General features: G+C 70.4%; 22 protein-coding genes, 2 tRNA genes and 1 other RNA gene. 10 read left to right on the plus strand and 15 right to left on the minus strand.

Annotated features, from left to right (window positions below):
* Nucleotides 1-35 precede the first annotated feature (35 nt).
* Complete coding sequence (locus V1457_RS06440; RefSeq protein WP_338601381.1) at nucleotides 36-1,157, plus strand: aminotransferase class V-fold PLP-dependent enzyme; 1,122 nt, start codon at nucleotides 36-38, stop codon at nucleotides 1,155-1,157.
* Nucleotides 1,158-1,200: 43 nt separating this feature from the next.
* On the opposite strand, the gene V1457_RS06445 is transcribed toward V1457_RS06440, so the two are convergent.
* The 3 genes from V1457_RS06445 to V1457_RS06455 all read right to left on the minus strand — a co-directional run bounded on the left by V1457_RS06445 (nucleotide 1,201) and on the right by V1457_RS06455 (nucleotide 4,070).
* Entirely contained in the window at nucleotides 1,201-3,090 is a 1,890-nt protein-coding gene (locus V1457_RS06445; protein WP_338601384.1) for an FUSC family protein, read from the minus strand.
* 137 nt (nucleotides 3,091-3,227) lie between these two features.
* Entirely contained in the window at nucleotides 3,228-3,614 is a 387-nt protein-coding gene (locus V1457_RS06450; protein WP_200068209.1) for a hypothetical protein, read from the minus strand.
* A 174-nt stretch (nucleotides 3,615-3,788) separates the two neighbouring features.
* Nucleotides 3,789-4,070 carry a hypothetical protein gene (locus V1457_RS06455; RefSeq protein WP_200068674.1) on the minus strand — a complete coding sequence of 94 codons (282 nt, stop codon included), beginning with the start codon at nucleotides 4,068-4,070 and terminating at the stop codon, nucleotides 3,789-3,791.
* Between the two features lie 250 nt (nucleotides 4,071-4,320).
* Between V1457_RS06455 and leuA the strand changes: the two genes are divergently transcribed.
* Nucleotides 4,321-6,108 (plus strand): 2-isopropylmalate synthase, encoded by a 1,788-nt coding sequence (gene leuA / locus V1457_RS06460; protein WP_338601391.1) that lies wholly within the window; start codon nucleotides 4,321-4,323, stop codon nucleotides 6,106-6,108.
* A 68-nt stretch (nucleotides 6,109-6,176) separates the two neighbouring features.
* On the opposite strand, the gene V1457_RS06465 is transcribed toward leuA, so the two are convergent.
* The gene (locus V1457_RS06465; RefSeq protein ID WP_200068207.1) at nucleotides 6,177-6,380 is read right to left on the minus strand and encodes a DUF397 domain-containing protein; all 204 of its coding nucleotides are present in this window, start codon (nucleotides 6,378-6,380) and stop codon (nucleotides 6,177-6,179) included.
* Nucleotides 6,377-7,240 carry a helix-turn-helix transcriptional regulator gene (locus V1457_RS06470; RefSeq protein ID WP_200068206.1) on the minus strand — a complete coding sequence of 288 codons (864 nt, stop codon included), beginning with the start codon at nucleotides 7,238-7,240 and terminating at the stop codon, nucleotides 6,377-6,379. Before V1457_RS06470 ends, V1457_RS06465 begins: the two co-directional genes overlap by 4 nt.
* A gap of 257 nt (nucleotides 7,241-7,497) precedes the next feature.
* Here V1457_RS06470 and V1457_RS30560 point away from each other — a divergent pair, with 257 nt between their 5' ends.
* Entirely contained in the window at nucleotides 7,498-7,731 is a 234-nt protein-coding gene (locus V1457_RS30560) for a zinc finger protein (protein ID WP_407074752.1), read from the plus strand.
* Between the two features lie 836 nt (nucleotides 7,732-8,567).
* Nucleotides 8,568-10,190, plus strand: a complete 1,623-nt coding sequence (locus V1457_RS06475) for a hypothetical protein (RefSeq protein ID WP_338601397.1) — start codon at nucleotides 8,568-8,570, stop codon at nucleotides 10,188-10,190.
* A gap of 97 nt (nucleotides 10,191-10,287) precedes the next feature.
* Here V1457_RS06475 and recR read toward each other — a convergent pair whose 3' ends face one another.
* Nucleotides 10,288-10,884: a recombination mediator RecR gene (gene recR, locus V1457_RS06480; RefSeq protein WP_200068202.1), complete on the minus strand. Its 597-nt coding sequence runs from the start codon at nucleotides 10,882-10,884 to the stop codon at nucleotides 10,288-10,290.
* Between the two features lie 12 nt (nucleotides 10,885-10,896).
* Nucleotides 10,897-11,214 (minus strand): YbaB/EbfC family nucleoid-associated protein, encoded by a 318-nt coding sequence (locus tag V1457_RS06485; protein WP_233626592.1) that lies wholly within the window; start codon nucleotides 11,212-11,214, stop codon nucleotides 10,897-10,899.
* A 299-nt stretch (nucleotides 11,215-11,513) separates the two neighbouring features.
* On the opposite strand from V1457_RS06485, the gene V1457_RS06490 reads away from it, so the two are divergent.
* Nucleotides 11,514-13,325 carry an alpha/beta fold hydrolase gene (locus V1457_RS06490; RefSeq protein WP_338601403.1) on the plus strand — a complete coding sequence of 604 codons (1,812 nt, stop codon included), beginning with the start codon at nucleotides 11,514-11,516 and terminating at the stop codon, nucleotides 13,323-13,325.
* Between the two features lie 12 nt (nucleotides 13,326-13,337).
* Here V1457_RS06490 and V1457_RS06495 read toward each other — a convergent pair whose 3' ends face one another.
* Complete coding sequence (locus V1457_RS06495; protein ID WP_338601406.1) at nucleotides 13,338-15,572, minus strand: DNA polymerase III subunit gamma and tau; 2,235 nt, start codon at nucleotides 15,570-15,572, stop codon at nucleotides 13,338-13,340.
* Nucleotides 15,573-15,640: 68 nt separating this feature from the next.
* An RNA gene (gene ffs / locus V1457_RS06500) (signal recognition particle sRNA small type) lies at nucleotides 15,641-15,737 on the minus strand.
* Nucleotides 15,738-15,839: 102 nt separating this feature from the next.
* Here ffs and V1457_RS06505 point away from each other — a divergent pair.
* Both V1457_RS06505 and V1457_RS06510 read left to right on the plus strand, forming a co-directional pair.
* Nucleotides 15,840-16,499 (plus strand): superoxide dismutase family protein, encoded by a 660-nt coding sequence (locus tag V1457_RS06505; protein WP_200068198.1) that lies wholly within the window; start codon nucleotides 15,840-15,842, stop codon nucleotides 16,497-16,499.
* A 137-nt stretch (nucleotides 16,500-16,636) separates the two neighbouring features.
* Nucleotides 16,637-16,722 (plus strand) — tRNA-Ser (locus tag V1457_RS06510).
* A 130-nt stretch (nucleotides 16,723-16,852) separates the two neighbouring features.
* On the opposite strand, the gene V1457_RS06515 is transcribed toward V1457_RS06510, so the two are convergent.
* Both V1457_RS06515 and V1457_RS06520 read right to left on the minus strand, forming a co-directional pair.
* Nucleotides 16,853-17,038: a hypothetical protein gene (locus tag V1457_RS06515; protein WP_200068197.1), complete on the minus strand. Its 186-nt coding sequence runs from the start codon at nucleotides 17,036-17,038 to the stop codon at nucleotides 16,853-16,855.
* A 77-nt stretch (nucleotides 17,039-17,115) separates the two neighbouring features.
* On the minus strand, nucleotides 17,116-17,670 hold the full coding sequence (locus V1457_RS06520) for a TetR/AcrR family transcriptional regulator (protein WP_200068196.1): 555 nt from the start codon (nucleotides 17,668-17,670) through the stop codon (nucleotides 17,116-17,118).
* Nucleotides 17,671-17,871: 201 nt separating this feature from the next.
* Between V1457_RS06520 and V1457_RS06525 the strand changes: the two genes are divergently transcribed.
* Nucleotides 17,872-19,452 carry a GMC oxidoreductase gene (locus tag V1457_RS06525; RefSeq protein ID WP_338601415.1) on the plus strand — a complete coding sequence of 527 codons (1,581 nt, stop codon included), beginning with the start codon at nucleotides 17,872-17,874 and terminating at the stop codon, nucleotides 19,450-19,452.
* Nucleotides 19,453-19,518: 66 nt separating this feature from the next.
* A complete protein-coding gene (locus tag V1457_RS06530) occupies nucleotides 19,519-20,712 on the plus strand; it encodes a lipase family protein (protein ID WP_200068194.1) in 1,194 nt (397 codons plus the stop codon).
* A 428-nt stretch (nucleotides 20,713-21,140) separates the two neighbouring features.
* Here V1457_RS06530 and V1457_RS06535 read toward each other — a convergent pair.
* The 4 genes from V1457_RS06535 to V1457_RS06550 all read right to left on the minus strand — a co-directional run bounded on the left by V1457_RS06535 (nucleotide 21,141) and on the right by V1457_RS06550 (nucleotide 22,505).
* A tRNA-Ser gene (locus V1457_RS06535) sits at nucleotides 21,141-21,225 on the minus strand.
* A gap of 51 nt (nucleotides 21,226-21,276) precedes the next feature.
* Nucleotides 21,277-21,498 carry a CsbD family protein gene (locus V1457_RS06540; RefSeq protein ID WP_200068193.1) on the minus strand — a complete coding sequence of 74 codons (222 nt, stop codon included), beginning with the start codon at nucleotides 21,496-21,498 and terminating at the stop codon, nucleotides 21,277-21,279.
* Between the two features lie 63 nt (nucleotides 21,499-21,561).
* Nucleotides 21,562-22,020 carry a nucleoside deaminase gene (locus V1457_RS06545; RefSeq protein WP_200068192.1) on the minus strand — a complete coding sequence of 153 codons (459 nt, stop codon included), beginning with the start codon at nucleotides 22,018-22,020 and terminating at the stop codon, nucleotides 21,562-21,564.
* Entirely contained in the window at nucleotides 22,017-22,505 is a 489-nt protein-coding gene (locus V1457_RS06550) for a tRNA adenosine deaminase-associated protein (RefSeq protein ID WP_200068191.1), read from the minus strand. Before V1457_RS06550 ends, V1457_RS06545 begins: the two co-directional genes overlap by 4 nt.
* A 128-nt stretch (nucleotides 22,506-22,633) precedes the next feature.
* Between V1457_RS06550 and V1457_RS06555 the strand changes: the two genes are divergently transcribed.
* The gene (locus V1457_RS06555; protein WP_307849849.1) at nucleotides 22,634-23,611 is read left to right on the plus strand and encodes a prephenate dehydrogenase; all 978 of its coding nucleotides are present in this window, start codon (nucleotides 22,634-22,636) and stop codon (nucleotides 23,609-23,611) included.
* Nucleotides 23,612-23,640 lie beyond the last annotated feature (29 nt).

The raw sequence follows: 23,640 nt of genomic DNA on the forward strand, positions 1-23,640 counted from the left end.
CGCCGAAGCGGTGACGCAGCGTCGATCAATGCGGTATGACTTCACTCGTGTGGACGAGCACGAGAGCTGCCGCCGAGGCGCTCGACCGCGCCGACGAGCTGGCCCCGCTGCGCTCCCGCTACGGCTTGCCCGCCACGAGGATCCGATTGGACGGCAGCAGCGGCCCGCGCACCCGGTCCACTCCGGCGAAGCTGCGCGAGTTCGTCGAGCACCGCTGGGATCACCGCGCGGGAACCGACGGCGGCCGCCGCAAGCAGGCCCGGCTGGCCGCCGCGAGCATCGCACCGCTGATCGGCGCGCTGCCATCGGAGGTGGCCGTCGCCGAATCCGCCTCGATGAACCTGTTCAGCGCACTGCTGCGGGCTGCCGGGATGCGGCCGGGCAGACCGGTGCTGGCAGTCGGCAAGTTCTGCTTCGCCACCGACCACTACTTGGCCCGTTCGGCCGCCGACATCGCCGGCTGCGAGCTGCGGCTGTTCGACGAGCTGCACGACCTGCCGGAGCTGCTCGACGAACGGGTGGCGGTGCTGGCGCTGTCGCACGTCGACCCGGAATCGGGGGCGGTCCGGGACGCGACCGCGATCACCGAGCTGGCGCACCGGCACGGCGCGCTGACGCTGTGGGACCTGAGCCATTCGGCGGGCGCGATGCTGATCGACCTGGGCTCGTGGGGCGCCGACTTCGCGATCGGCTGCGGCCACCGCTACCTCGGCGGCGGCTCCGGCGCGCCGGGGTTCTCGTACCTCGCGCGGGACAGGCACGAAGAGGCGGCAGGCGCTGACGCGTTCCCCGGCGCACCGTCGACGCTGGCGCTCTCGGAGCTGCGTTCCGGTCTTTCCGCGCTCACCGGTGCCGCACCCGCCGCGTTGGAGGCGAAAGCGGCCGGATTGGCCGAGTTCTTCCTGCGCTGCCTGGCCGATGCGCCCGGTGCGGATCCGGTGCCGATCCCGGAAGGGCTCCGCCGCGGACCGCACGTCTGCGTGCGGCACCGGCACGCGCACCAGGTGGCGCAGGCGCTGCTCGGCCGGGGCGTGGTCGTCGACGTCCCGGAACCGGGCACGCTGCGGTTCGGCTTCGCCCCGCTGTGGTTGCGCTACGTCGACGTCCGCGAGGCCGCCGCCCGCTTCCGCGACGTCCTGCAGGATCTGTCCACTTAGGAGCCACGAACCCGGCTGCCGCGCGCGGTCCGGTGCCGCCGGTTCAGGACACCACCTCGGTGTAAACGTCCGTGAGCCGGTTGCGCAGCACGTGCGCCGGCGCATCCGGCTGGATCCGCAGCTGCCGGGCGGCGGTGCGCATCGTGGACACGATCCGCTGGGTGTGGTCGAGCCGCAGGTCGTCGCCGCCGCGCTCGATCAGCAGTGCGCGCCCGGTAGCGGCGTCCACCAGCCGTTCCAGCAGGATGATCGACGGCCACCACACTTCCGCGTTGCGCCCGATGGAAGCCGGTTCCATGAGTTGCTGCTGCAGCGTCGCGCGCAGGTCCGACAGTTCGCGGTAGGTGCGCCGCCGCAGCGTCGAGCGGCCCTGCTCGCGGCCGGCGAGCGACCGCGACACGTACTCCGAGACCGTCTCCACCGCCCCCGCGAGCTTGCCGGTCAGGTCCGGGCTGCGCCCCGGCGGCCACATGAGGTAGCCGATGAGCAGCACGATCCCGCAGCCGAGCAGCGAGTCCACCAGCCGCACGACCGGCAGCTGGTCCATGAACAGCTCGCTCTGGTGCATCTGCACCAGCACCACGATCGTCACGACCATGGTGAACATCCCGTAGTGCCTGCTGAGCGCTTCCGGCACGAACGCAGCGAGCAGCACCGTGATCACCGCCAGCGGCCACCCGGCGGGTATGACGGCCAGCAGCACGCTGGCGATCAGAACTCCCACCACGGTGCCGAATCCGCGCAGCACGGTGCGGGCGAACACCGAGCCGGAGTTCGGTTTGAGCACCAGCGCGACGGTCATCGCGATCCAGTAGGACTGCTCGAAGTTCAGCGCCAGCCCGACGCCTTCGGCGACGGCCAGGCACAGCACCATCCGCACCGCCAGCAGCCACCCGGTGCGCCCGATGCTGATGTTGCTGCGCCAGAGCCGGAAGTGTTCACGCGGGCCGAGCCGTTCCTGGAACACCGGCTCGTCGGCGCTCTTCACGCGCAGCCACGCATCGATGAGGTCGGCGATGCCCTGGTCCAGCGCGTGTTCCACCACCGAACCACTCGGCGCCGGGCGGTACCGCGGCAACGCTTGTCCACTTCGGACGCACGAGGCGATGCTGCGCAGCGCCGCGAGCGCCTCGCCGGACGGCCTGCTCCCCGAGTGCGCCAGCGCGACCGACGCCTCGACCACCGGCGTCGCCCGGGCCAGGATCACGTACAGCCGGTCGTGCACCCGGCTGCGGGAAACCGATGCGCCGCCGAGCAGGATGTCGTGCGCTCCGTTGAGCGCTTTCGTGAGGTTCTGCCGCGCGCCGATCGCGGCGCCGGTGCCCGCCGCGTCGAACAACCGCAGCAGCGCGTCGAAGACCCGCGCGACCGCGGCGCGCGCGGGCGCGGTGCGCCGGAACGGCCAGGTGGCCGCGACCATCGCCAGCAGCAGCAACTCACCGGTGACGAACCAGGCGATCTGCTCGTTCGGGGGCATCCCCGTCGAGACGTGGCCGGTCGCCACCACGCAGAACGTCAGCATCTGCGCGCCCGCCGCCGCGCACAGGTCGTTGACCCGGCTGGAGAGCACCGACGGGATCGACACCGCGACCACCACGACCGCCGACCACACCGGCCCCGGCGCGAGCACCCCCGCTGCGAACCCGAAACCGCCGGTGAGCACGGTCAGCCCGACCCGCTTCGTGCGATATCGGTAGGAACCGGTGAGGTCCGAGAAGCTGACGCACAACGCCCCGACCGACACCAGCACGGCCGGCTCCATCCGCTGCACCGCGATGCCGACCACCGCGGGCCCGCCGATGCCGACGGCGGCCGCGACGATCCGGGTCCAGTCCAGCGGCAGCGGCGCGGGACGCAGCATCCGGATCAGCCACGCGGGCAGCGGCGCGCGGGAATTCCGGGTCGCGGTGGGAATCGCATCGCTCTGTGTCACGCACATCCCTTCCCTGGTGGGACTGGCGCGCTCCACGCCGAGCGGCTGGGTTCGTGCATTGTCACGCCGCTGCGTGGCAAGCAGAACTGCGATGTGCAAGCGTCACACGTTGCGGTGCGTCACATCACCGGTTGGGGTCAAGCGAAGGCGTTGATGATCCGCACCGCGATGGACGTGATGAACAGCCAGAACAGCGCGGCGATCCCGTAGTTCACCAATACCGCGAGCTGCGGATCGGCCGGCGTGAACAGGTCGGAGAATCCGAGCGCGAGCGGATCGGACCATTCCGTGATGAACCGCGTGATGCCGTTGTCCGGGTTGGCACCACCGAGGGTGAACACGACTCGCAGCACCAGCAGCAGCGCGATCAGCGTCCCGACCCAGCGGGCCACTGCGGACAGCACACCGACGACGCGCGCCCGAGCCTTCGCCCAGTCGTACGACTGCCGCAGCCGTCGTCGCCCTCCGTTGGGCCGGTCGCCGTCCTGATCACCGGTGGTCACTCCACCGACGTTCTCCGACATGCCGGAAGTGTGGCACGCGGCCACACAGAAAGCTACCAACCGGTAGGCGGCCGGGCCCGCAGCACGCGGGCCCGGACCCAGTCGCTCGGGAAGCCTCGAGGTTGCCCCGCGCAGGGAAGCTCTGCGCCCCATCGGCCGAATCGTTCGTGAAGCATCGTCGGCCGCATTCGGCGCTCAGCCGAAAGCGCGGGCCAGCAGGCTGGTCACGAGGACCCAGAACCCGGCGGCGAGGCCGTAGTCGACCAGCACCTGCAGCTGCGAGTTCCCGGTTTGCACCAGCCCCGGGAAGAACAGCGCGAGCGGCTCGGCGGCTTGGTGCACCGAGTCGATGAACCCGTTCTCGGCGGGGATCTTGAACAGCACCGAGATGATGTGCAGCACCAAGATCACGGCGAACACGAATCCCACACCGGTGATCAGCGTGCCGATCCCGGATCCCTTCTTCTTCGCAGCCATGATCTTCAGTCTGCCCGCCGCCGCCAGGCCCCCGATCCCCCGATCGCCGCAGCGCCGCGCTGCGCAGCGGTTCGCTCAACATGTGGGATACCTGGTTGCATCGCGGGCGGACCTCGCGGTTAACCTGGCCGTCGTGGCTCGCGTTCTCCTGCTTCGCCGCCGCGACGGGGTCTGACAGACCGGCCCCTCGTCGCGGGGTAGCAACCTGCCGGTCGCCAGGCTCAGCCGCCAACCAGCAGGAGACGAGCAGATGACTTCGCAAGAGCCGCAGGCCCCCTTCACCGGCGATGTCCGCAAACCTTCCCGGACCGCCCCGGCCGACCAGGCACCGTGGAACCCGCAGCAGGGCAGCTCGATGCCGTTCCACCGCTACCGGCCGTTCCACGAGCTGGTGGAGGACGTATCGGTACCGGACCGCACCTGGCCGGACAACCGCATCACCCGCGCCCCGCTGTGGTGCGCGGTGGACCTGCGCGACGGCAACCAGGCGCTGATCGACCCGATGTCGCCCGCCCGCAAGCGCCGGATGTTCGAGCTGCTGGTGCAGATGGGCTACAAGGAGATCGAGGTCGGTTTCCCGGCGGCCAGCCAGACCGACTACGACTTCGTCCGGGAGATCATCGAGGACGGCGCCATCCCGGACGACGTGCGAATCCAGGTGCTCACGCAGTGCCGCCCGGAGCTGATCGAGCGCACTTTCGCCGCGTTGGAGGGAGCGCCGCGCGCGGTCGTGCACTTCTACAACTCGACGTCGATCCTGCAGCGCCGCGTGGTGTTCCGGGAGGAACGCGAGGGCATCAAGAAGATCGCCACGACGGCCGCGGAGCTGGCGCTGGAGTACGCGGGCAAGTACCCCGACACCGACTTCCGGTTCCAGTACTCGCCGGAGTCCTACACCGGCACCGAGCTGTCCTACGCCGTCGAGGTGTGCGACGCGGTCACCGAGATCTTGCAGCCGACGCCGGAGAAACCGGTGATCCTGAACCTGCCCGCGACGGTGGAGATGGCCACGCCGAACGTCTACGCGGACTCGATCGAGTGGATGCACCGCAACCTGTCCCGGCGCGACTCGGTGATCCTCTCGCTGCACCCGCACAACGACCGCGGCACCGGCATCGCCGCCGCGGAGCTGGGCTACCAGGCGGGCGCGGACCGCATCGAGGGCTGCCTGTTCGGCAACGGCGAGCGCACCGGCAACGTGGACCTGGTCGCGCTGGGCATGAACATGTTCAGCCAGGGCGTCGACCCGCAGATCGACTTCTCGGACATCGACCACATCAAGCGGACCGTGGAGCACTGCAACCAGCTGCCGGTACACGAGCGGCACCCGTGGGGCGGTGAGCTCGTCTACACCGCGTTCTCCGGCAGCCACCAGGACGCGATCAACAAGGGCTTGGACGCGCTGCAGGTGGAGGCCGACCGGGCAGGCGTCGAGCTGGCCGAGCACCGCTGGGAGGTCCCGTACCTGCCGATCGACCCCAAGGACGTCGGCCGCAGCTACGAGGCCGTGATCCGGGTCAACTCGCAGTCCGGCAAGGGCGGCGTGGCCTACGTGATGAAGAGCGAGCACCAGCTCGACCTGCCGCGCAAGCTGCAGATCGAGTTCGCCAAGCTGGTGCAGGCCCGCACCGACTCCAAGGGCGGCGAGGTCAGCCCCGAGGTGATGTGGCAGGTCTTCTCCGAGGAGTACTTGCAGCCGCGGACGCCGCTGGAGCTGGTCAGCCGCTCCTTCACCGGCGGGGAGGGCAACGAGTCCATCACCGCGAAGGTCGTCGTGGACGGCACCGAGCAGGAGATCACCGGCTCCGGCAACGGGCCGATCGCCGCGTTCGTCGACGCGCTGAGCACCATCGGCTACGACGTGCGCGTCATGGACTACAACGAGCACGCGCTCACCGCGGGCGACGACGCCCGCGCCGCCTCCTACCTGGAGTGCGCGGTCGGCGACGAGATCTTCTGGGGCGCCGGCATCGACACCTCCACGGTCACGGCGTCCCTGCGCGCAGTCGTCTCCGCGATCAACCGCGCCAACCGCTGACCGTCCAGCGGAGTTCGCGCCCGCGTTCCCCTGCGCGGGCGCGACTCCCGCCGGTCCGGCTGGGCCGGTCAGCGGTCGAAGTCGCCGCGCTTGATCGCCCCGAGGAAATCGGACCACTGTGGACGGTCGACGGCAAAGTGGCCCGAGGCCGGGAACTTCGAGTCGCGGACCGCGGTCCCCGTGGCGGTGGGCGCGACTTCGACGCAGGCGGTGTGCGGTCCCGAGTGGCTGGACTTCCTCCAGCCGGATGTCAGTGCATCTAACGCAGTCATCTCAACGACCCCGATTCGTTGTGCAGTGCCTTGATGAACTGTACTGACTCATCACGGCCCAGAGCCCTGTTCAGCAGGTCGTCAACAGCGCCCTGGTAGGTCGCGATGACCTTCGCGTTGCTGGTCGAAGACGCAGTGAAGTAGCCCTCGACATGCACCAACGGCCGAGCCTTGTCGTCGTAGTCGAACAACATGAACTCGCCGAGATGCCCCGCGTGCAAGACCTCGGAGCCGGACTCGAGTACCCGGACCGAGATGCGTTCGCGCTCCGCGGCACTGATCAGCTGGTCCAGCTGGGCGCGAAGAACCTCGACGCCGCCGATCGGCTCGCGCAGCGCGAACTCACCGACGATGACCGTCAGCTGAGGTGGCCGGGACCGGTTCAGGATTTCCTGTCGCTGCAACCGAACCGCGAGCTTGTTCTCCTTCTCCTCCTCGCCCTGACCGTCCAGCACCGCGTTCGCGTATTCGCGGGTCTGCAACAGGCCGGGGATCACCAGCGGGGCGACTTCGACGATGTTGGCGGCAGTGCTCTCGAACTCGGCCAGCGTGGCGAGTTCTTGGTGGATACCCCTGCCGTAGGTGCTCAGCGTGCTGTCGTCGGCGGCGCTGTGCGCTTCGCGAGCTTGTTCCAGGATGCGTTCGGTCTCGCTGCGGGAGACGGAGAGCTTGCCGAGGTAGCGCGCGATCTCTTCCAACGACGGCAGAATCTCGCCGCTTTCGTAGCGCAGCAGTCGTGTTTTGGCGATCTCCAGGCGTGCCGCCAGCGCCCTGGTCGTGACTCGATCTTGTTCGCGCTTCTTGCGCAGCTCGTAGCCGACCGCGCGGGCTCGCGGGCCGCCACCGGGGATCTTGGCCATGCACGAATCTTAAGAGTCGAGACGGCTTCACCTTTGCGACCCCATGACCAGGATTGATCCACTCGATCAGGGCATTGCGGCTAGATCGGCAACACTGGCTTAATTTGGTCCACGGACCGAACGGTCCATGGACCAGAAAACGACCGCTTGCGGCGACGGCCTTTCCCTCCCCGGCCTGGCGCGCAGCGGTTCGCGGGGTCGGTGAGCATCCCCCGGCATCGGCTCACCGGCCCCGCACTTTCCGAAAGGCGGTTTCGATGCCGTATCCGTTTCACTGGGTTCCGGCCGCTGGGCAGCGGCACGCCACACTCGATGCGCGACCGGGTGGCGGGTATCCGACCGGGATTTCCGTGGAAACTTTATGCGGGGTGCAAATTTGCGCGGATAACTCGGAGTTCGGATGGCTATGGCCTACCTACCCAGAATGCGCGCCGGAAACGCGGCGGCTCGCCGAGGAATACGCGGCCGCGCCGAAACCGCTGTTCGGATGACCGCGCAGGGCTGGATGAGCAGCGTCTACAGCGCGACCTGGCACCGGATCACATCCGGCGGCGGGGCGCCGGTCGCGGCGTGCGGCCATCGGCTCTACGGGCCGGTGCATCGCAGGCTCGACGCCCCGGCGGACGACGTCGCGCGGCGCATTTGCTCCGACTGCCGAAAAAGCGAGGGCCGATCGGGCCTTGCAGCGCATCCGGAAGGAAGGCGCAGCACAGGCGAATAGGTGCACTCGCAACCGTTTCTTCAGAAAACAAATCGTCACCTGCGGTGAGCGGGTCGCGACGATCTGATCCGGCGGCGGAGTCGGCGTTATCACGTTCGGCGCAACGACTCGACTAAAGGAGGTAGTGAAAGCTAGTCCAGCGCCCCCAAAATAGTGAGAGCCGCTGAAGGTTGCGGTGATCTGGCTTACCCCTGGGGATGATCGGGAGGGCGGCCGGTGGGTCAGCGGACTCGTCGGGGCCGGCCGCTTTCCCCGCTCACGGGAAGCTCCCGAGCGAAGTTGATCACGATTCACCACTCGATCGGTCGACGCCACTTGAAGCCGGGCGGTACACGCGGTTCAGTCATCCAGACCGCACAGCCCGAAGTGGACAGGACGACATGTGGCCGAACGGCGAACCGACCGATGACCTCCGATGGCGGATTCCCTGCCGCGACTCCGGCGGCGAGAATCGCACCGTATCGGTGCTGGTCATGGGCGATCGAGTGGCCGTCGTGCTGCCGCCGGGAGACACGGTGATCTTCGACGCGGACGAGGCCGACGACTTCGCCGCCCTGCTGGACGAGGCCACCGGGCACACCGACACCACCTGATCCAGGAGGGCTCGTGGCGCTGATCGACTCGGACCTGAGCTTCGACCCCCGCGACCCCTACTTCCCAGTGCCCGGCACCGACCTGCGCTGGGCGGTGCAGATCTTCACCACCGGCAACGGTTACGGCCTCGACGCCGCGAGCGCGCAGCCGCACGACAACGGCCCGCACGACAACGACGGAGTGCGTTGCGACCGGCTCGCGCTGCTCGGGCAGCAGCGGACCAGCGAAGGTGGCGCGGACATCGAACTCCGCCGCACCGGCGACCACCTGGAGTGGTCGATCAACGTGCGCCATCCGGAACCGGTGAAGGCGGTCAAGCTCCTGCTGACCGGGCTGCCCGCGAGCACGCGCGGCGGCTGGTGGGCGGCGAACACCCCGCGCGGGCACGCGCACGGGGTCGACGGGCAGCGGTTCCAGCTCGAATATCCCGGGCCGGAGTGGGCGACACCTTGGGTGGCCGCCGGAGATCTGACGATCAGCGTGCGGGATCCGTTGGTGCGGCGGCAGATCCTGCACGTCCACCAGCCCGCCTACGCTTCGGCGCCGATCGCCGAGCTGGTGCACGCCGCACCAGCCTCGAACCGCACGACGACCTACCAGGTTCCGCCGATCCTGTTGCGCCACAACGTTTCCGCGCCAGAAGCCGACCTGGCGGATCACATGTCCTTTGTGGACCGAGCGCATCGGCTGGTGCCGTGGGAAAAACGAACCGACGTGCCGGAGTGGCTGCGCGACATCGCACTCGTGGTCACGCTGCACGGCCAGCACTGGACCGGGTACGTGCTCAACACCTTCCCCGCGATGGCCGAAGCGCTGCGGTTCATCACCCGGCACATCGACGGACACCGAGTGCTCGCCTACCTGCCCGGATGGGAAGGCCGGTACTACCACGACTACCCGAGCTACCGGCCGGGCGAAGACCTCGGCGGCGCGGCCGGCCTGCACGCGTTAGCGGGCACGGCGCGCGAACTCGGAGTCCGGCTGATGCCGATGTTCGGCGGGCACGGCGCGAACGTCGCGCAATACCCGGACTGGGAGCGCGCGGTGTTCCGCAACGACACCGATCGCTACGTGGAACTGCTGAACCGGCCGGACTGGGACTCCGACCGCAGCGGCGAAGGTGATCAGGTGTTCCTCAACCCCGGCGAACCGGGATTCCGGGAGCACCTGGTGGAATCCGTCTCCGCCGTCGTGTCCGAGTTCGGCGTGGACGCGGCGTTCTTCGACACCGTCGGCTACTGGTTCAACGACCCGCGGCACGAACTCGTGGACGGCTACCGGCGCCTCGCCGACGAGCTGCGGCGCAGGCACCCGGGCCTGCTGCTGGCCGCGGAAGGCTGGTGGGACGCGCTGTCCGGGATCTTCCCGCTCAGCCAGCAGTGGTTCGGAGTCGACCGCGACCTGCGACTGCCGCAGGTGCTCACCCGCTACGCGCGCACCACCGGGCACCTCGCGGAAGGCACCCCGGGCCGCGGAAGCACCGGGGTGCACGAGAAAGGTTTCGTGCCGCGCCCGCCCGACGTCGAACGCGCCGGGCACATCCCGGTCGTGGGCATCGCCGACGACACGCTGCCCGCGCACGCCGACGAAGTCGCCGCCATCGCCCGCTGGGCGCAGCAGCACGCACCGCGCTGAACTGGTTCTGCACGGCCGCGGGTCAGCGAGAACCAACGCACTGCTGCGGCCCGGTGAACGGCGGGCCACCGCGCACGATGGCCCGTCCGCGCGAGCCTCACATCGAACGCCGGCCGGACAGTGCGCGGCCGAGCGTCAGTTCGTCGGCGAATTCCAGGTCGCCGCCCATCGGCAGGCCGGAAGCCAGCCGCGTCACGTTCAGCCCGGGGAAGTCCCGCAGCATCCGCACCAGGTACGTCGCCGTGGCCTCCCCCTCGGTGTTCGGGTCCGTCGCGATGATCACCTCGGTGATCTCGTCCTGCCCGATGCGGGCCAGCAGCTGGCGCACCCGCAACTGGTCCGGGCCGACCCCGGACAACGGGTCCAGCGCGCCGCCCAGCACGTGGTAGCGGCCCTTGAACTCGCGGGTGCGTTCCACCGCGAGCACGTCCTTGGGTTCCTCCACCACGCACACCAAGGTCGGATCACGCCGGGCGTCCTGGCAGATCCGGCAGCGCTCCTGCTCGGCGACGTTGCCGCAGACCTCGCAGAAGACCACGCCCTCCTTGACCTTCTGCAGGGCCTCCTCCAGCCGCGTCACGTCCGCAGGTTCCGCCGCGAGCAAGTGGAAGGCGATGCGCTGCGCGCTTTTCGGACCGACGCCCGGCAGCCTGCCGAGCTCGTCGATCAAGTCCTGGACCGGACCCTCGTACACCGCGCTCCCTCGTCACATGCCGGGCAGGCCGAGCCCGCCCTGGCCGCCCAGCGCGCCGGTGACCGGCCCCATCTTGTCCGCCTGCAGCTGCTGCGCGGCGTTGTTCGCGTCCCGCACCGCCGCGACCACCAGGTCCGCGAGCGTTTCGGTGTCCTCGGGGTCGGCGGCCTTCGGGTCGATGGTCATCGACTTGAGCTCGCCGGTACCGCTGACCACCGCCGAGACCAGGCCGCCGCCCGCGGTGCCGGTGGCTTCCGCGTCGGCGAGTTCCTGCTGCGCGGTCATCAGCTGCTGCTGCATCTGCTGCGCCTGTTCCATGATCTGCTGCATGTTCGGCTGCTCGCCACCCGGTTGCACTGTGGTCCTCCCAGAGCTGTTCTCGTCTCGCCGCTGGGTCCGCCGGTCGAGCCGACCCCAACGCGGGCGCGCGCCCTTGCCGGGCACATCCGCAAGGGTAGTCGTGACCCGCGCGGAGGCCGCGCAACCACTCCCGCAGATCCGCCGCCGCGATCACCCGGCCGCTGGCGGGCCGCTCCAGGCGCATCGGACGAACCCAGCATTCGCGGCACTTCGATCAGCAGCGGAACCGGTGCGCCACAGCACGCATAGTGCGTGACAAGGTGAGCGGCATGGCGGTGGACTTGGCAAGGTTGCTGGGACTGACGAGCTGGCGGGCGTTCGACGTGGACGACGCGGGCCGGGTGCTCGCCGGATCCGACGAATCCGGCTCGACCCAGCTCGTCGAGCTGTCCCCGCTCGGCAAGAACGTCCCGATCACCGCCCTTTCCGGCGCCGTCAGCGGCCGCTACCTGCCCGGTGAGCGGGCCGCGGTGATCCAGCACGACACCGGCGGCAACGAACGCGGCCAGCTGTCGCTGCTGCGGCTGGACCGGCGCCGCACCAAGCCGGCCGAACTCGGCGAACTGCAGCCGCTGGTGCGCGACTCGCGGTACGTGCACCGGCTGCTCGACGTGCTGCCCGGCCGGCTCGTGTACTCCACCAACCGCCGCAACGGCGTCGACTTCGACGTGGTGATCCGCAGCGCGCTCACCGGCGCGGAGCAGGTCGTCTACGACCGCGGCGGCATGGTGCAGGAAGTCGTCGCCACCCCGGACAGCCAGTACCTGGCCTTGACGCTGCCCGGCAACAGGCCGATGTCCGACCAGATCGTGCGGGTCAACACCATGCCCGCCACCGAAGGCGACCAGGTCCGCGCGGTCACCGGTGCCGACCGGCACGCCCGCTGCACCCACCTGCGGTGGATGCCCGACGACTCCGGCCTGGTCGTGAGCACGAACGCGGACCGGGACCACACCGGCGTCGCCCGGATCCACCCGCGCACCGGGAAGCTGACGTGGCTGGTCACCTCCGACGAGCACGACCTGATCGGCTGGCTCTCGCCGGACGGTCGGACGCTGCTGGTGCACACCAACGACGACGGGACGTCCCGGCTCAGCCTGCACGACGCCGCGACCGGCGAGCTGCGCCAACAGCTGCGGCTGCCCTCCGACGGGTGGTGCACCTTCCCGCTGCCGTCGCCGGTGTGGTCGCCGAACTCGCGGCTGGCGGTCCTCTCGTTCAGCGCCCCGGACCTGCCCGGCGACGTGCTGATGATCGACATCGCCGAAGGCACCGTGCACAAGCTGACCGAATCGGCCGGTCCGCTGGCGGGCGAACGGCTGGTCACGCCCACCGCGCACCGGGTGCCGACACCGGACGACGAGCGGGTGCCGTGCTTCGCCTACTCGCCGCCGGAGCCCACCGGTTCCTCGGTGCTGATCATCCACGGCGGGCCGGAAGGCCAGTCGGTGCGCACGTTCAGCCCGATCGCGCAGGCGCTGGCCGCGCAGGGCCACACCGTGCTGGTGCCGAACGTGCGCGGCTCCACCGGCTACGGGAAGCGCTGGTACAGCGCCGACGACGCGCGGGAACGGCTGGTTTCGGTGCGCGACCTGGCCGCCGTGCACGACTGGCTGGGCACGCTCGGGCTGGACCCGGCGCGGGCCGCGCTGTGGGGCGGTTCCTACGGCGGGTACATGGTGCTGGCCGGGCTGGCGTTCCAGCCGCAGCGGTGGGCCGCCGGAGTGGACATCGTCGGGATCTCCTCGCTGCTGACGTTCCTGGAGAACACCTCGCCGTACCGGCGGGCGCACCGGGAGCGCGAGTACGGTTCGCTGGCCGCGGACGCGGACTTCCTGCGCGAGGCCTCACCGTTGACGCACGTCGACGAGATCTCGGCGCCGCTGTTCGTGATCCACGGGGCGAACGATCCGCGGGTGCCGCTGTCGGAAGCCGAGCAGGTCGCGGCCGCGGTGCGCGACAAGGGACTGGAGTGCGATCTGCTCGTCTACGACGACGAAGGGCACGGGCTCGCCAAGCGCGGCAACCGGCTGGACGCCTACCCGCGGGCGATGGAGTTCCTGCGCAGGCACCTGGGCTGAGCCCCGGCGGCCTCAGTCGTCGATGCGGCGCGCGCCGAGTTCGGCGGTGAACAGCTCGACGGCTTCCGCCTCCCGGTTCCGCTTCGGCGCGGCATCGGCCGCCGAGGCGGGCGACGAGCCGGCGATCATGGATTCTTCGTCCTCCTCTTCCGGCGGCTGCGGAGGAGGCGGCGGTGCGGGCTCTTCCGGAGGGGGCTCGTCGTCCGGCGGCGGTTCCGGCGGCGGCGGGATGTCGTCCGAGGACGACCTGGCGCGTCCGCCGTTGCGCTGCCCGCTCGCCTGCGCGGTCCCGCCGCGCTGGTCCTGCTTGCCCTGGTCCGGGTTCGGGCCGCGCCGGCCGTTCTGGCCCTCGCTCGGCGGCTGACCACCGCTGCGCTGCTGCTCGGGGCGCTGCTGCTCGGGACGCTGGGTCTGCTGCCGCTGCGGAGCCGGTCGCTGCTGCGACTGCCGCTGCTGCGCGGATGCCTGCTGACCGGCTTCACCGGCCTCCACGCACTGCACCTCGTACTCGCCGTCGGGACCGAGCACCTCGCGCATCGCGTCCCGCACGAACTCGATCCGGTGCTGCTGGGCGAACTGCTTGACCAGGCCGGACGTGGGCATCGACAGCACCAGCGTGCCGTCGGAGAAGTCCTGCACGATGGCGTTGAGCAGCAACGCCTGCGTCGGCCGGTTGCGCTTGGCCACGGCCTGCAGCAGCGCCGTCCACACCTGGCGGACCTTGACCGCGTCGAACCCGCTCGACTGGGGCTGGCTCGGCTGAGACTGGCTCGGCTGGTCCTGAGTCGGCTGGGCCTGGTTCGCCTGCGCCTGCTCCGGCTGAGCCACCGCGGCCTCCGGCGGATCGGAGTGCACCGGCTCTTCCGGCGGCGGAGCCGCCCTGGGCACCGAACTCTCCTGCGGCCGCTTGCCCGCGGAATCCGGCGTCCCCGCGGGCGCTGCCGGAGCAGCAGCTTGCGCGGCCTGCTTCTCCGGCCCGCTCCCGGCCTGCTCGGAACCCGCTTCCTGCGCGCTGTCCTGCCGCTCGCTGGGCCGCTGGTAAACCCGCCGCGAATCCTCCGCGGCAGCGCCCTCCGCGGGCGGCCCCAGCGTCATCCGCCGCTCGACCTGCTCGATCCGTTGCAGCAGCGCGCCTTCCGACTCGGACACGGTCGGCAGCATCATCCGCGCGCAGAGCAGCTCCAGCAGCAGCCGCGGCGCGGTGGCACCGCGCATGTCCTGCAGCCCGGTGTGCACGATCTCCGCGAACCGGGACAGCGTGGCCGCGCCGAGCTGCTCGGCCTGGCTCTGCATCTTGGTGAGCTCGTCGCCCGCGGTGTCCAGCAGCCCCCGCTGCGCCGCGTCCGGCACCGCGTGCAGCAGCACCAGATCGCGCAGCCGGTCCAGCAGGTCGGAGGCGAACCGCCGCGGATCGTGCCCGGCCTCCACCAGCCGGTCCACCGTGCCGTAAACGGCCGCACCGTCCTCGGCCGCGAGCGCGTCGACCATGTCGTCGATCAGCGCCACGTCGGTGACGCCGAGCAGCGCGACCGCGCGGTCGTAGGTGACGCCCTCGTCGCCCGCCCCGGCCAGCAGCTGGTCCAGCACGCTGAGGGTGTCCCGCGCGGAACCCCCACCGGCCCGGATCACCAGCGGATACACCGCGGGCTCGACCCGCACGCCCTCGTCGCCGCAGATCGTCTCCAGCAGCTCCCGCATCACCCCGGGCGGCATCAGCCGGAACGGGTAGTGGTGCGTTCGGGAGCGGATGGTGGTCAGCACCTTGTCCGGTTCGGTCGTGGCGAACACGAAGATGAGGTGCTCCGGCGGCTCCTCCACGATCTTGAGCAGGGCGTTGAAGCCCTGCGTGGTGACCATGTGGGCCTCGTCGATGACGAAGATGCGGTAACGGGACTGCGCGGGCGCGAAGAACGCGCGGTCCCGCAGCTCGCGGGTGTCGTCGACGCCGCCGTGGCTGGCCGCGTCGAGCTCGATCACGTCGACGCTGCCGCCGCCCTCCGGGGCCAGCGCCACGCACGAGTCGCACTCGCCGCACGGGTCCGGCGTCGGGCCCTGCGCGCAGTTCAGCGAGCGCGCCAGGATCCGGGCGCTGGAGGTCTTGCCGCAGCCGCGCGGCCCGGAGAACAGGTAGGCGTGGTTGATCCGCTGCGCGCCCAGCGCGGTCCGCAGCGGCTCGGTGACGTGCTCCTGCCCGACGACCTCAGCGAAGGTCGCCGGACGGTACTTGCGGTAAAGGGCGAGCGCCACGGTCGAGACCCTACGCGGTGCCACTGACGATCCGGATCCGGGCGAGGTCCGCCGCGGCCGGGGAGAAAGTAGGCGGGACCCCGTGCACCCGCCAGAGCCCGCTTACCCTTGCTGCCTCTCGGCCCTGGGGGAGTTCACAGGATGGACGCCGCACGGAGTCCCGCAGATAGTGTAACCCCCGCCGCGCGGCATCCGAACCCCACCCGTCCGGATCATCGAGCGTGCCGGTTATCGCCGGATAAGTCGTTTTCGGGCATCATCATCGCCATGACTCCGCGGATCTCATCGCGCCTCGGCCGCCGCCTGCTGGTGACCGGCGGCGCCGCCGTCGCGCTCGCCCTGACCGCCTGCACCCCGCCCGGGCAGCCTTCGCAGCAGCCGCCGGGCCCCGGCACTCCCCCGCCTCCGCAGCCCGAGACCCCGGGCGCGCACGCGCAGTCCGGCTCGTTCAGCGGGACGCTGGCCGAACCCGGCGGGCAGGGCAACGCGTTCACCTACGACCCGGCGGCCGCTCCGGTCGGCGCGCACGTCGAGACGCAGGTCCACGGCTCGCCGGAAGCCACGACCGTGAACTTCAAGGTGGACGGTTTCCAGCCGAACCGCGGTTACGCGGTGCACGCGCACGTCAACCCGTGCGGGCCGACCGGCGACGCGGCGGGGCCGCACTTCCAGAACCGGCAGGACCCGGCGGCCTCGCCGCAGAAACCGTCGACCGACCCGGCCTTCGCCAACCCGCAGAACGAGATCTGGCTCGACCTGGGCACCGACGCGCAAGGATCCGGCGAGGCGACCACGCAGGTCCCGTTCGGCTTCACCGAACGCGCCCCGAAGTCGATCATCGTGCACGAGGCGCAGCAGACCTCCACCGGGCCCGGCGAGGCCGGCAAGGCCGGTGGAAGGTCGGCCTGCCTGAACATCGAGTCCTGAGCCGGCGGGCCGGTCGGTCGCGAACCGGCCGGCCTTGCAGGAGCCCCGTTTGCCGCGTGACCGGTTGCGATCCGTTCCGCCGGTGCCGCCGAGCCCCCAGCGCCGAACGACGCGACCGCTCACGTACACTTCTGTGCGGAGGATTGGCCGAGCGGCCTAAGGCGCACGATTGGAAATCGTGTTGGGTTAACAGCCCTCACGGGTTCGAATCCCGTATCCTCCGCAGGTCGAAAGGGCCGGGCACAGTACAGGTGCCCGGCCCTCTTTCGTTGCGGGTCTCAGTTCGGGGCCCAGTTGATCCCTCTACGCGAACGTCGGCGTTCCTGACCGGTCCCGCCGGTGCCGAGCGGTGCCTAGTCCGGTCCGCGCAAGCCGAGTCCGGCCAAGTATTCCTCGACCTCGGCACGCACCCGCGAGACGCACTCGTCGTACGCGGCGGCCGCGGCCGCCACTCCCGGCAGTCCCGCCACCCGCGCGTTGAAACCGTCCTGATCGTCCCGTTCGACGATCACGAGGTACTCCCGCCCAGCGATCCGCATGTCCCCACCTTCGACCCGGCGACCCCGGTCCCTGAACCCCCGCCACTCGTTCGGCGGCCACCTTTCGACGGAGCCCGTCAGGAGGCCGATCGGACGCAGAGCCCGTCGAGGATCGCGGGCAGCAGCCGTTCGGCGGCCGCACCCCGGTCCGCCTCAGAGAACGGCGAGGTCAGCGCGGCTTCGACCATTTCGAAGACCAGCACCAGATCGGCCGGTTCGAGGTCGGCGCGGATCTGACCGTCCGCCTGCGCCCGCCGGAACGCCGGAGTGAGCGCGCCGATCAGCGAGTCGACGTAGCGGCGCTGATCACGGGAGGACAGCTCGCGGAACAGCTGCACCAGCGGGCGGCGCGCGATCTGGTCGGCCAGCACCAGGTGCATCAAGCAGCGGAAGTCGACCTCTTCGCCGTCCGCGTCGGCGACCCTGCGCAACATCCCGATCTGCTGCGCTGCGACGGCCGCGCCGAGCGCTTGCCGGTCGGGGAAGTGCCGGTAGACGGTGGCCCGCCCGAGACCGGCGCGGCGCGCGATCTCCGCGAGCGGAACCACCTCGGTGCCCTGCGCGAACGCCGCGTCGGCGACCCGCAGGATGGCCTGCCGGTTGCGGCGGGCATCGGTGCGCCGGGACCTCACAGCCGGCGACCTCGCTGTTGCCACACGAAGCCCGATGTTACTCGCGCGTAGTGAGATCAGCGACCCGTTCTTTCTCTCGGTTCAGCTCCATACACTCCCGCCCCGACAGTGATCAGCCGGCGTCCCGCAGTGATCAGGAGCAGCAGAGTTCTCCCGCCGATCCTCACGTGCGGCGGCCGGCTCACCGCGCGAGGAGCGACTATGCCTGCACTGAGCCGACGTTCCGTGCTCGCCGGCGCTGCGGCCGCCACCGGGCTGTCCGTCGTCGGTGGTCCGACGGCGCTGGCCGGGCCCGCCCGCCGGATCCCGGTGACGCGCGAGGAGCAACGCGTCGTGGTCATCGGATCCGGTTTCGGCGGCGGCGTGACAGCGCTGCGCTTCGCCCAGGCCGGGGTGCCGGTGCTGGTGCTGGAGCGCGGGATCCGCTGGCCGAGCGGGCCGAACGCGGAGACGTTCCCGCGCCCGACCTCGCCGGACGAGCGGATGTCCTGGCTCGGTTCGACGCCGTCGCTGTTCGGGGTTCCGGTGCTGCCGCTCAAGCCCTACACCGGGCTGCTGGAGCAGGTGCCCGGCAACGGGATGGACATCATGTGCGCCGCGGGCGTCGGTGGCGGTTCGCTGGTGTACCAGGGGATGACGCTGCAGCCCACCGCGGAGGTGTTCAACGCCAACTTCCCCGAACAGCTCGATTACGCCCGCATGGACCGGATCCACTACCCGCGGGTGGCCAAGATGCTGCGGCTGCGGACGGCGCCGGACGAGCTGATCAACAGCAAGACCTACAAGGCATCGCGGGTGTTCGCCCGCAACGTCGAGCAGGCCGGCTATCCGCTCTCGAAGATCCCGATGCCGATCGACTGGGACTACGCGCTGCGCGAGCTGCGCGGCGAGATGAAGCCGTCCTACACCAATGGCGACTGCGCGTTCGGCGTGAACAACGGCGGGAAGAACTCGATCGACGTCACCTACCTCGCCGAGGCGGAAGCGACCGGCCGGGTCACCGTCGCGACGCAGCACAACGTCACCGACGTGGCGATGCGCTCCGACGGCGGCTGGGAGGTTCACGTCGACCGGATCCACACCGACGGAACCGTGCTGGAAAAGAAGATCATCACGACGAAGGCGCTGGTCATGGCGGCCGGAACGGCCGGGACGACCAGGTTGCTGATGCGCTCGGCGGCGAAGGACCAGATCCCGGACATGCCGGACGGCCTGGGCACCAACTGGGGTTCCAACGGCGACCGCATCTACACCTGGACGAGCTTCGCGGACGATTTCGACGCGCCCCAAGGCGGTCCGGTCGTCTACGGCAGCTTGGAGTGGGACGACCCCGCGCGGGCGAACACGGTCATCCAGGCTTCGCTGCCGCCGCTGCCGGACCTGCGCACCACGATGCTCGTCGGCTACGGCGTGAGCCAGGGACGCGGCGAGTTCGTCTACGACTCCGCCAAGGACGACGCGGTGCTGCAGTGGCCCGGCAACCCCGACGCCGAGCTGGCGAAGCACATCGACGAGCGGGTTTCCCGAGTCGCGGGTCGAGGCGCCGTCCGGCTCGACACGACCTCGCTGGTGCCCAACACCTGGCACCCGCTGGGCGGGGCATCGATGGGCACGGTCTGCGACCTCGTCGGCCGCGTTCGGGGCCACCGCGGGCTCTACGTGCTGGACGGCGCGCTGATGCCGGGCAACAGCGCGGCGTGCAACCCCTCGATGACCATCGCCGCGCTCGCCGAGCGCGCCACGGACGAACTGATCGCCAACGACGTGGACGTGGTGTTCTGACGCCCCGGAAACGCTGATTCGAATTGGTCGCGCACGACGGCGTGCGCAGCTCAACGAGGAGTTCCAATGCAGCGCAACCTCCGCCCATTGCGCGCCTGGCGCGTGCTCATCGCAGCCGTCGCACTGCTGTTGTCAGCGCCTTCCGCGACAGCGATCGCCGCACCGGAACAGCGCCCGCCGGGCAAGCCGGACGACACCTTCTACACACCACCGAATCCGCTACCGGAAGGCGTCAGCGGCGATGTGATCCGCTGGCAGGAACTGCCCCGGCAATTCAACGTCCGGACCTACCTGGTGCTGTACCGCTCGGAGTCCGCCACCGGCGAGCCGATAGCCGTGTCCGGGAGAATTCTTGTACCGGATGTTCCGCAGAATCCGGACGAACCGCGGCCGATCGTGTCGCTGGCGAGCGGGACGCGCGGCGTCGGCGACAGTTGCGCCCCGTCGAAGTTCCAACCGGACTACGAGCGGCCGCTGGTCGAACCGATGCTGCAACGCGGCTGGGCGGTGGCGATCACCGACTACGAAGGGCTCGGAACTCCCGGCGGGCACACCTACGTCGTCGGCCGGTCCGAAGGCCGCACCGTGATCGACGCCGCGCGCGCCGCCACCCGCCTGCCCGCGACCGGACTGAGCTCCGACTCGCCGGTGGCGTTCTCCGGCTACTCGCAGGGCGGCGGCGGTGCGGCATGGGCGGGTGAGCTCGCACCGGAGTACGCACCCGAGATGAACGTCGTCGGCGTCACCGGCGGCGGCGTGCCCGCCGACCTCCAAGCGGTGTCCCGGCAGCTCGACGGCAACGTCGGCTTCGGTTTCCTGCTGATGTCCGCCTTCGGCCTGGACAGCGCCTACCCCGAACTCGATCTCCAGTCGTTCCTCAACGACAAGGGCCGCGAGACGTACGAGTCCGAGCAGGGCGCCTGCGTGGATGCGGTGTTCGGCCACGCCTTCCAGCGCATCAGTGACTTCACGACCAGCAACCCGCTGGCGGATCCCCGCTGGCAGGCTCGGCTGGAGCAGAACAAGCTCGGCTCCGCCCGGCCGCAAGCGCCGGTCTACCTGTTCCACGGCAACGCCGACGAACTCATCCCGCTGGACCAGGCGGCGGATTTGCGCGACCAGTACTGCCGGGCGGGCTCCGAGGTCTCCTGGAAGACGTTCCCGGGCGAGCACGTCAGCACGATGATCACCGCAGCGGGCAGCGTGGTCGACTACCTCGCCGACCGCTTCGAGGGCGAACCCGCACCCAACGACTGCTGACCCCTGCATACCGAAGCCGGTCCCCACGCACTGCGGGGACCGGCTCGTGCGCTGCACTGCCTGCGACATCCCTTCGGCACCATCATCGCTGTGGCACCGTGCGTGCTGACCTATGCGAGAGGGATACCCGCCATGCTGTACGTCACCGCAGGACTCGCAGTGCTGCTACTGGTGCTCAGCCTCGCTGCCCGAACCGGCACACGCCGTGCTGATCCAGCCGCACAGCGAAGCTGGTACCTGGCCGCCTCAGCAGTCGGCGTACTCACGGCCTTTTCCGCACTTCTTGCTGTTTTCACCGAGTAGCACGGCCCTGGCACCAGCGACGACGTGTCAGTGGCGAGCGCCCGCTCGAGGGCCGGACGAGACCAATACTGAGACCAACGACGAAGAGCCGGTCCCCGAACTCGACGGGGACCGGCTCTGATCGGCGGTAGCGGTGGGATTCGAACCCACGGAGGCTCTCACCTCACGCGATTTCGAGTCGCGCTCCTTAGGCCGCTCGGACACGCTACCGCCGACTAGGCTACTGGACGCCGCAGCGATCTCCGCAGACGGGGTCGATGATCACTCACCCTTGCCCGAACCGCGGAACTTGTCCTGCACGTCCTCCGCGGCACCTGCGGCCTTGTCCTTGATGTCCTGGCCGGTTTCCTTCACCTTGCCTTCGGCCTGGTCGCGTTTGCCCGCGTCGCGGAGCTCGTCGTTGCCGCTCGCGCTGCCGGTGGCCTCCTTGGCCCGGCCTGCGAGCTGCTGGGCCTGGTGCTTGACCTTGTCGAACACGCCCATCGGTCACTCCTTCCACTGGGTCCGTGCATCCCCCGGGTACCCAGCATGATCCGGCGGCACGCATCACCGCTGCCGGTCGAAGAAGCCTTCCAGCAGCGCCGCGCACTCGTCGGCGAGCACGCCGCCGACGACCTCCGGGCGATGGTTGGTTCGCCGGTCGCGGACCACGTCCCACAGCGACCCGACCGCGCCGGTGCGCGGCTCCCACACCCCGAACACCACGCGGCTCACCCGCGCGAGCACGAGCGCGCCCGCGCACATCGTGCACGGTTCGACCGTGACGGCGAGGGTGCAGCCGGCGAGCCGCCAGCCGTCGCCGAACGCGGCCGCCGCCTCGCGCAGCGCCAGGATCTCCGCGTGCGCGGTCGGGTCCGCCAGCAGTTCGCGACGGTTGTGCGTGCGGGCCAGGATCGACCCGTCGGGAGCCGCGACGACCGCGCCGATCGGCACGTCTGCGCTGGGCAACGCGCCGGGAGCGATGTCGAGGGCCGCGCGCACCAGCTCGGTGTCGCGGTCGTTCACTGGTCCAGCTTCTCCAGCAGCCCGGCGAACTGTTCGCCGAACCCGCAGCGCTGGGCGATCATCTCCAGCTGCTCGTCCGGGTACAGGTCGACCTCTTCGATGATCACCAGCAGTTCGCCCTCGGGCAGGCCGATGTCCGAGAGCAGCGCCAGGTTGCCCTCCGGCCACACCTCGTCGTCGTCCTCGTCCGGGGTGTCCGCGCGCAGCAGGTCCAGCACGTCGGCGGCGATGTCGTAGTCGAGCGCCGCCGCGGCGTCCGACAGCAGCAGGTCCACGCCGCCCGGCACCGGCCGGATCAGCACGAAGAACTCGTCGTCCACGTTGCACATGCCGAACACCGCGCCGGTGGAGCGCAGATCGCGCAACGCCGTGATGGTGGCGTCCAACCCGCTCAGCACCGAGCTGTCCAAGGCGCTGCACCGCCACCGGCCGTCCTCTCGCACGACGGCAACGGCGAAGCCCGCGACCGGCTCCTGCCCTGTCATGTGCACACCGTAAATCGTGCGGGTGCCCCCCGAAAGCACTATTGCGCGCTCGTGACCTTCCGCACCGCGATCGAGTCCGAACGACCCTCGACCGGGTGGGGCGCCGGGGTGCGGCGGTCCGGCAGGATGTGACCATGCGTGCCGTTTGCGTGATCGGACTGGGATTGATCGGCGGCTCCGTGCTGCGGGCCGCGGCCGCCGCCGGGCGAACCGGATGGGGCTCGACGAACTCCGATGCGGACGCCGAAGCGGCGCGCGCCGAGGGCCACGACGTTCTCGGCACCGAGGACGCGCTGCGGCGAGCCGCCGAGCAGGACGCGCTGGTCGTCGTCGCCACCCCGCTCACCGCGGTGCGGTCGGTGCTGCGCAAGATCGCCTGGCACGCGCCGGAGGCCCGGCTCACCGACGTGGTCAGCGTGAAGGACCCGGTCGACGCCGAGGTCCGCAGCCTGCTGCCCGCCGCCCGCTACGCAGGCGGGCACCCGATGGCCGGGGTCACCGCCTCCGGCTGGGCGGCCGGTTCGGCCGAGTTGTTCCAGGGCGCGGCCTGGGCCGTGGCCGTCGAGGACGGCACCACGTTGCAGGCTTGGCGGGACGCGGCGGAACTCGCGCTGGACTGCGGCGCCCACGTGGTCGCGACCTCTGCCGCCGAGCACGACTCCGCGGTGGCCCGGATCTCGCACCTGCCGCACGTGTTCGCGGAGATCTTGGCGGCGGTCGGCGCGGACGGCGGCCCGCTTGCGCTGTCGCTGGCGGCCGGTTCGTTCCGGGACACCACTCGCGTCGCCGGCAGTGATCCGGAGCTGGTGCGGGCGATGACCGAAGGCAACCGGGTCGCGCTGCTGGACGCGGTGGACGATGCGCTGGGCAGGCTCGGCGCCGCGCGGGGTTCGCTGGCCTCCACCGGCGCGCTGCAGACCACCGTGGACGCGGGTTTCCGAGCCAGGACCGAACTCGAAGAACTCGGCGCGAGCGCGCGCACCCGGACCAACGTGGCCCTGCGCGGCGACGACGACCTGCGCAAGCTGCGCGAACTCGGCGACCGCGGCGGCCGGGTGGTCTCGCTGGAGTCCGGTGGCGCGACGGTCGAACTGCCGACCCCTTGAGCTCGCGGCCTTTGCCCCGGCCAGCCGTT

The organism is Saccharopolyspora sp. SCSIO 74807, from assembly GCF_037023755.1.
Taxonomy (GTDB): Bacteria; Actinomycetota; Actinomycetes; order Mycobacteriales; family Pseudonocardiaceae; genus Saccharopolyspora_C; species Saccharopolyspora_C galaxeae.

Bases quoted from the DNA above. Each gene is read 5' to 3' on its own strand.
- V1457_RS06440 (WP_338601381.1), top strand. From the start codon at position 36: ATGACTTCACTCGTGTGGACGAGCACGAGAGCTGCCGCCGAGGCGCTC.
- V1457_RS06450 (WP_200068209.1), bottom strand. From the start codon at position 3,614: ATGTCGGAGAACGTCGGTGGAGTGACCACCGGTGATCAGGACGGCGAC.
- V1457_RS06455 (WP_200068674.1), bottom strand. From the start codon at position 4,070: ATGGCTGCGAAGAAGAAGGGATCCGGGATCGGCACGCTGATCACCGGT.
- leuA (WP_338601391.1), top strand. From the start codon at position 4,321: ATGACTTCGCAAGAGCCGCAGGCCCCCTTCACCGGCGATGTCCGCAAA.
- V1457_RS06465 (WP_200068207.1), bottom strand. From the start codon at position 6,380: ATGACTGCGTTAGATGCACTGACATCCGGCTGGAGGAAGTCCAGCCAC.
- V1457_RS06470 (WP_200068206.1), bottom strand. From the start codon at position 7,240: ATGGCCAAGATCCCCGGTGGCGGCCCGCGAGCCCGCGCGGTCGGCTAC.
- V1457_RS30560 (WP_407074752.1), top strand. From the start codon at position 7,498: ATGCCGTATCCGTTTCACTGGGTTCCGGCCGCTGGGCAGCGGCACGCC.
- V1457_RS06485 (WP_233626592.1), bottom strand. From the start codon at position 11,214: ATGCAGCAGATCATGGAACAGGCGCAGCAGATGCAGCAGCAGCTGATG.
- V1457_RS06490 (WP_338601403.1), top strand. From the start codon at position 11,514: ATGGCGGTGGACTTGGCAAGGTTGCTGGGACTGACGAGCTGGCGGGCG.
- V1457_RS06505 (WP_200068198.1), top strand. From the start codon at position 15,840: ATGACTCCGCGGATCTCATCGCGCCTCGGCCGCCGCCTGCTGGTGACC.
- V1457_RS06515 (WP_200068197.1), bottom strand. From the start codon at position 17,038: ATGCGGATCGCTGGGCGGGAGTACCTCGTGATCGTCGAACGGGACGAT.
- V1457_RS06525 (WP_338601415.1), top strand. From the start codon at position 17,872: ATGCCTGCACTGAGCCGACGTTCCGTGCTCGCCGGCGCTGCGGCCGCC.
- V1457_RS06530 (WP_200068194.1), top strand. From the start codon at position 19,519: ATGCAGCGCAACCTCCGCCCATTGCGCGCCTGGCGCGTGCTCATCGCA.
- V1457_RS06540 (WP_200068193.1), bottom strand. From the start codon at position 21,498: ATGGGCGTGTTCGACAAGGTCAAGCACCAGGCCCAGCAGCTCGCAGGC.
- V1457_RS06550 (WP_200068191.1), bottom strand. From the start codon at position 22,505: ATGACAGGGCAGGAGCCGGTCGCGGGCTTCGCCGTTGCCGTCGTGCGA.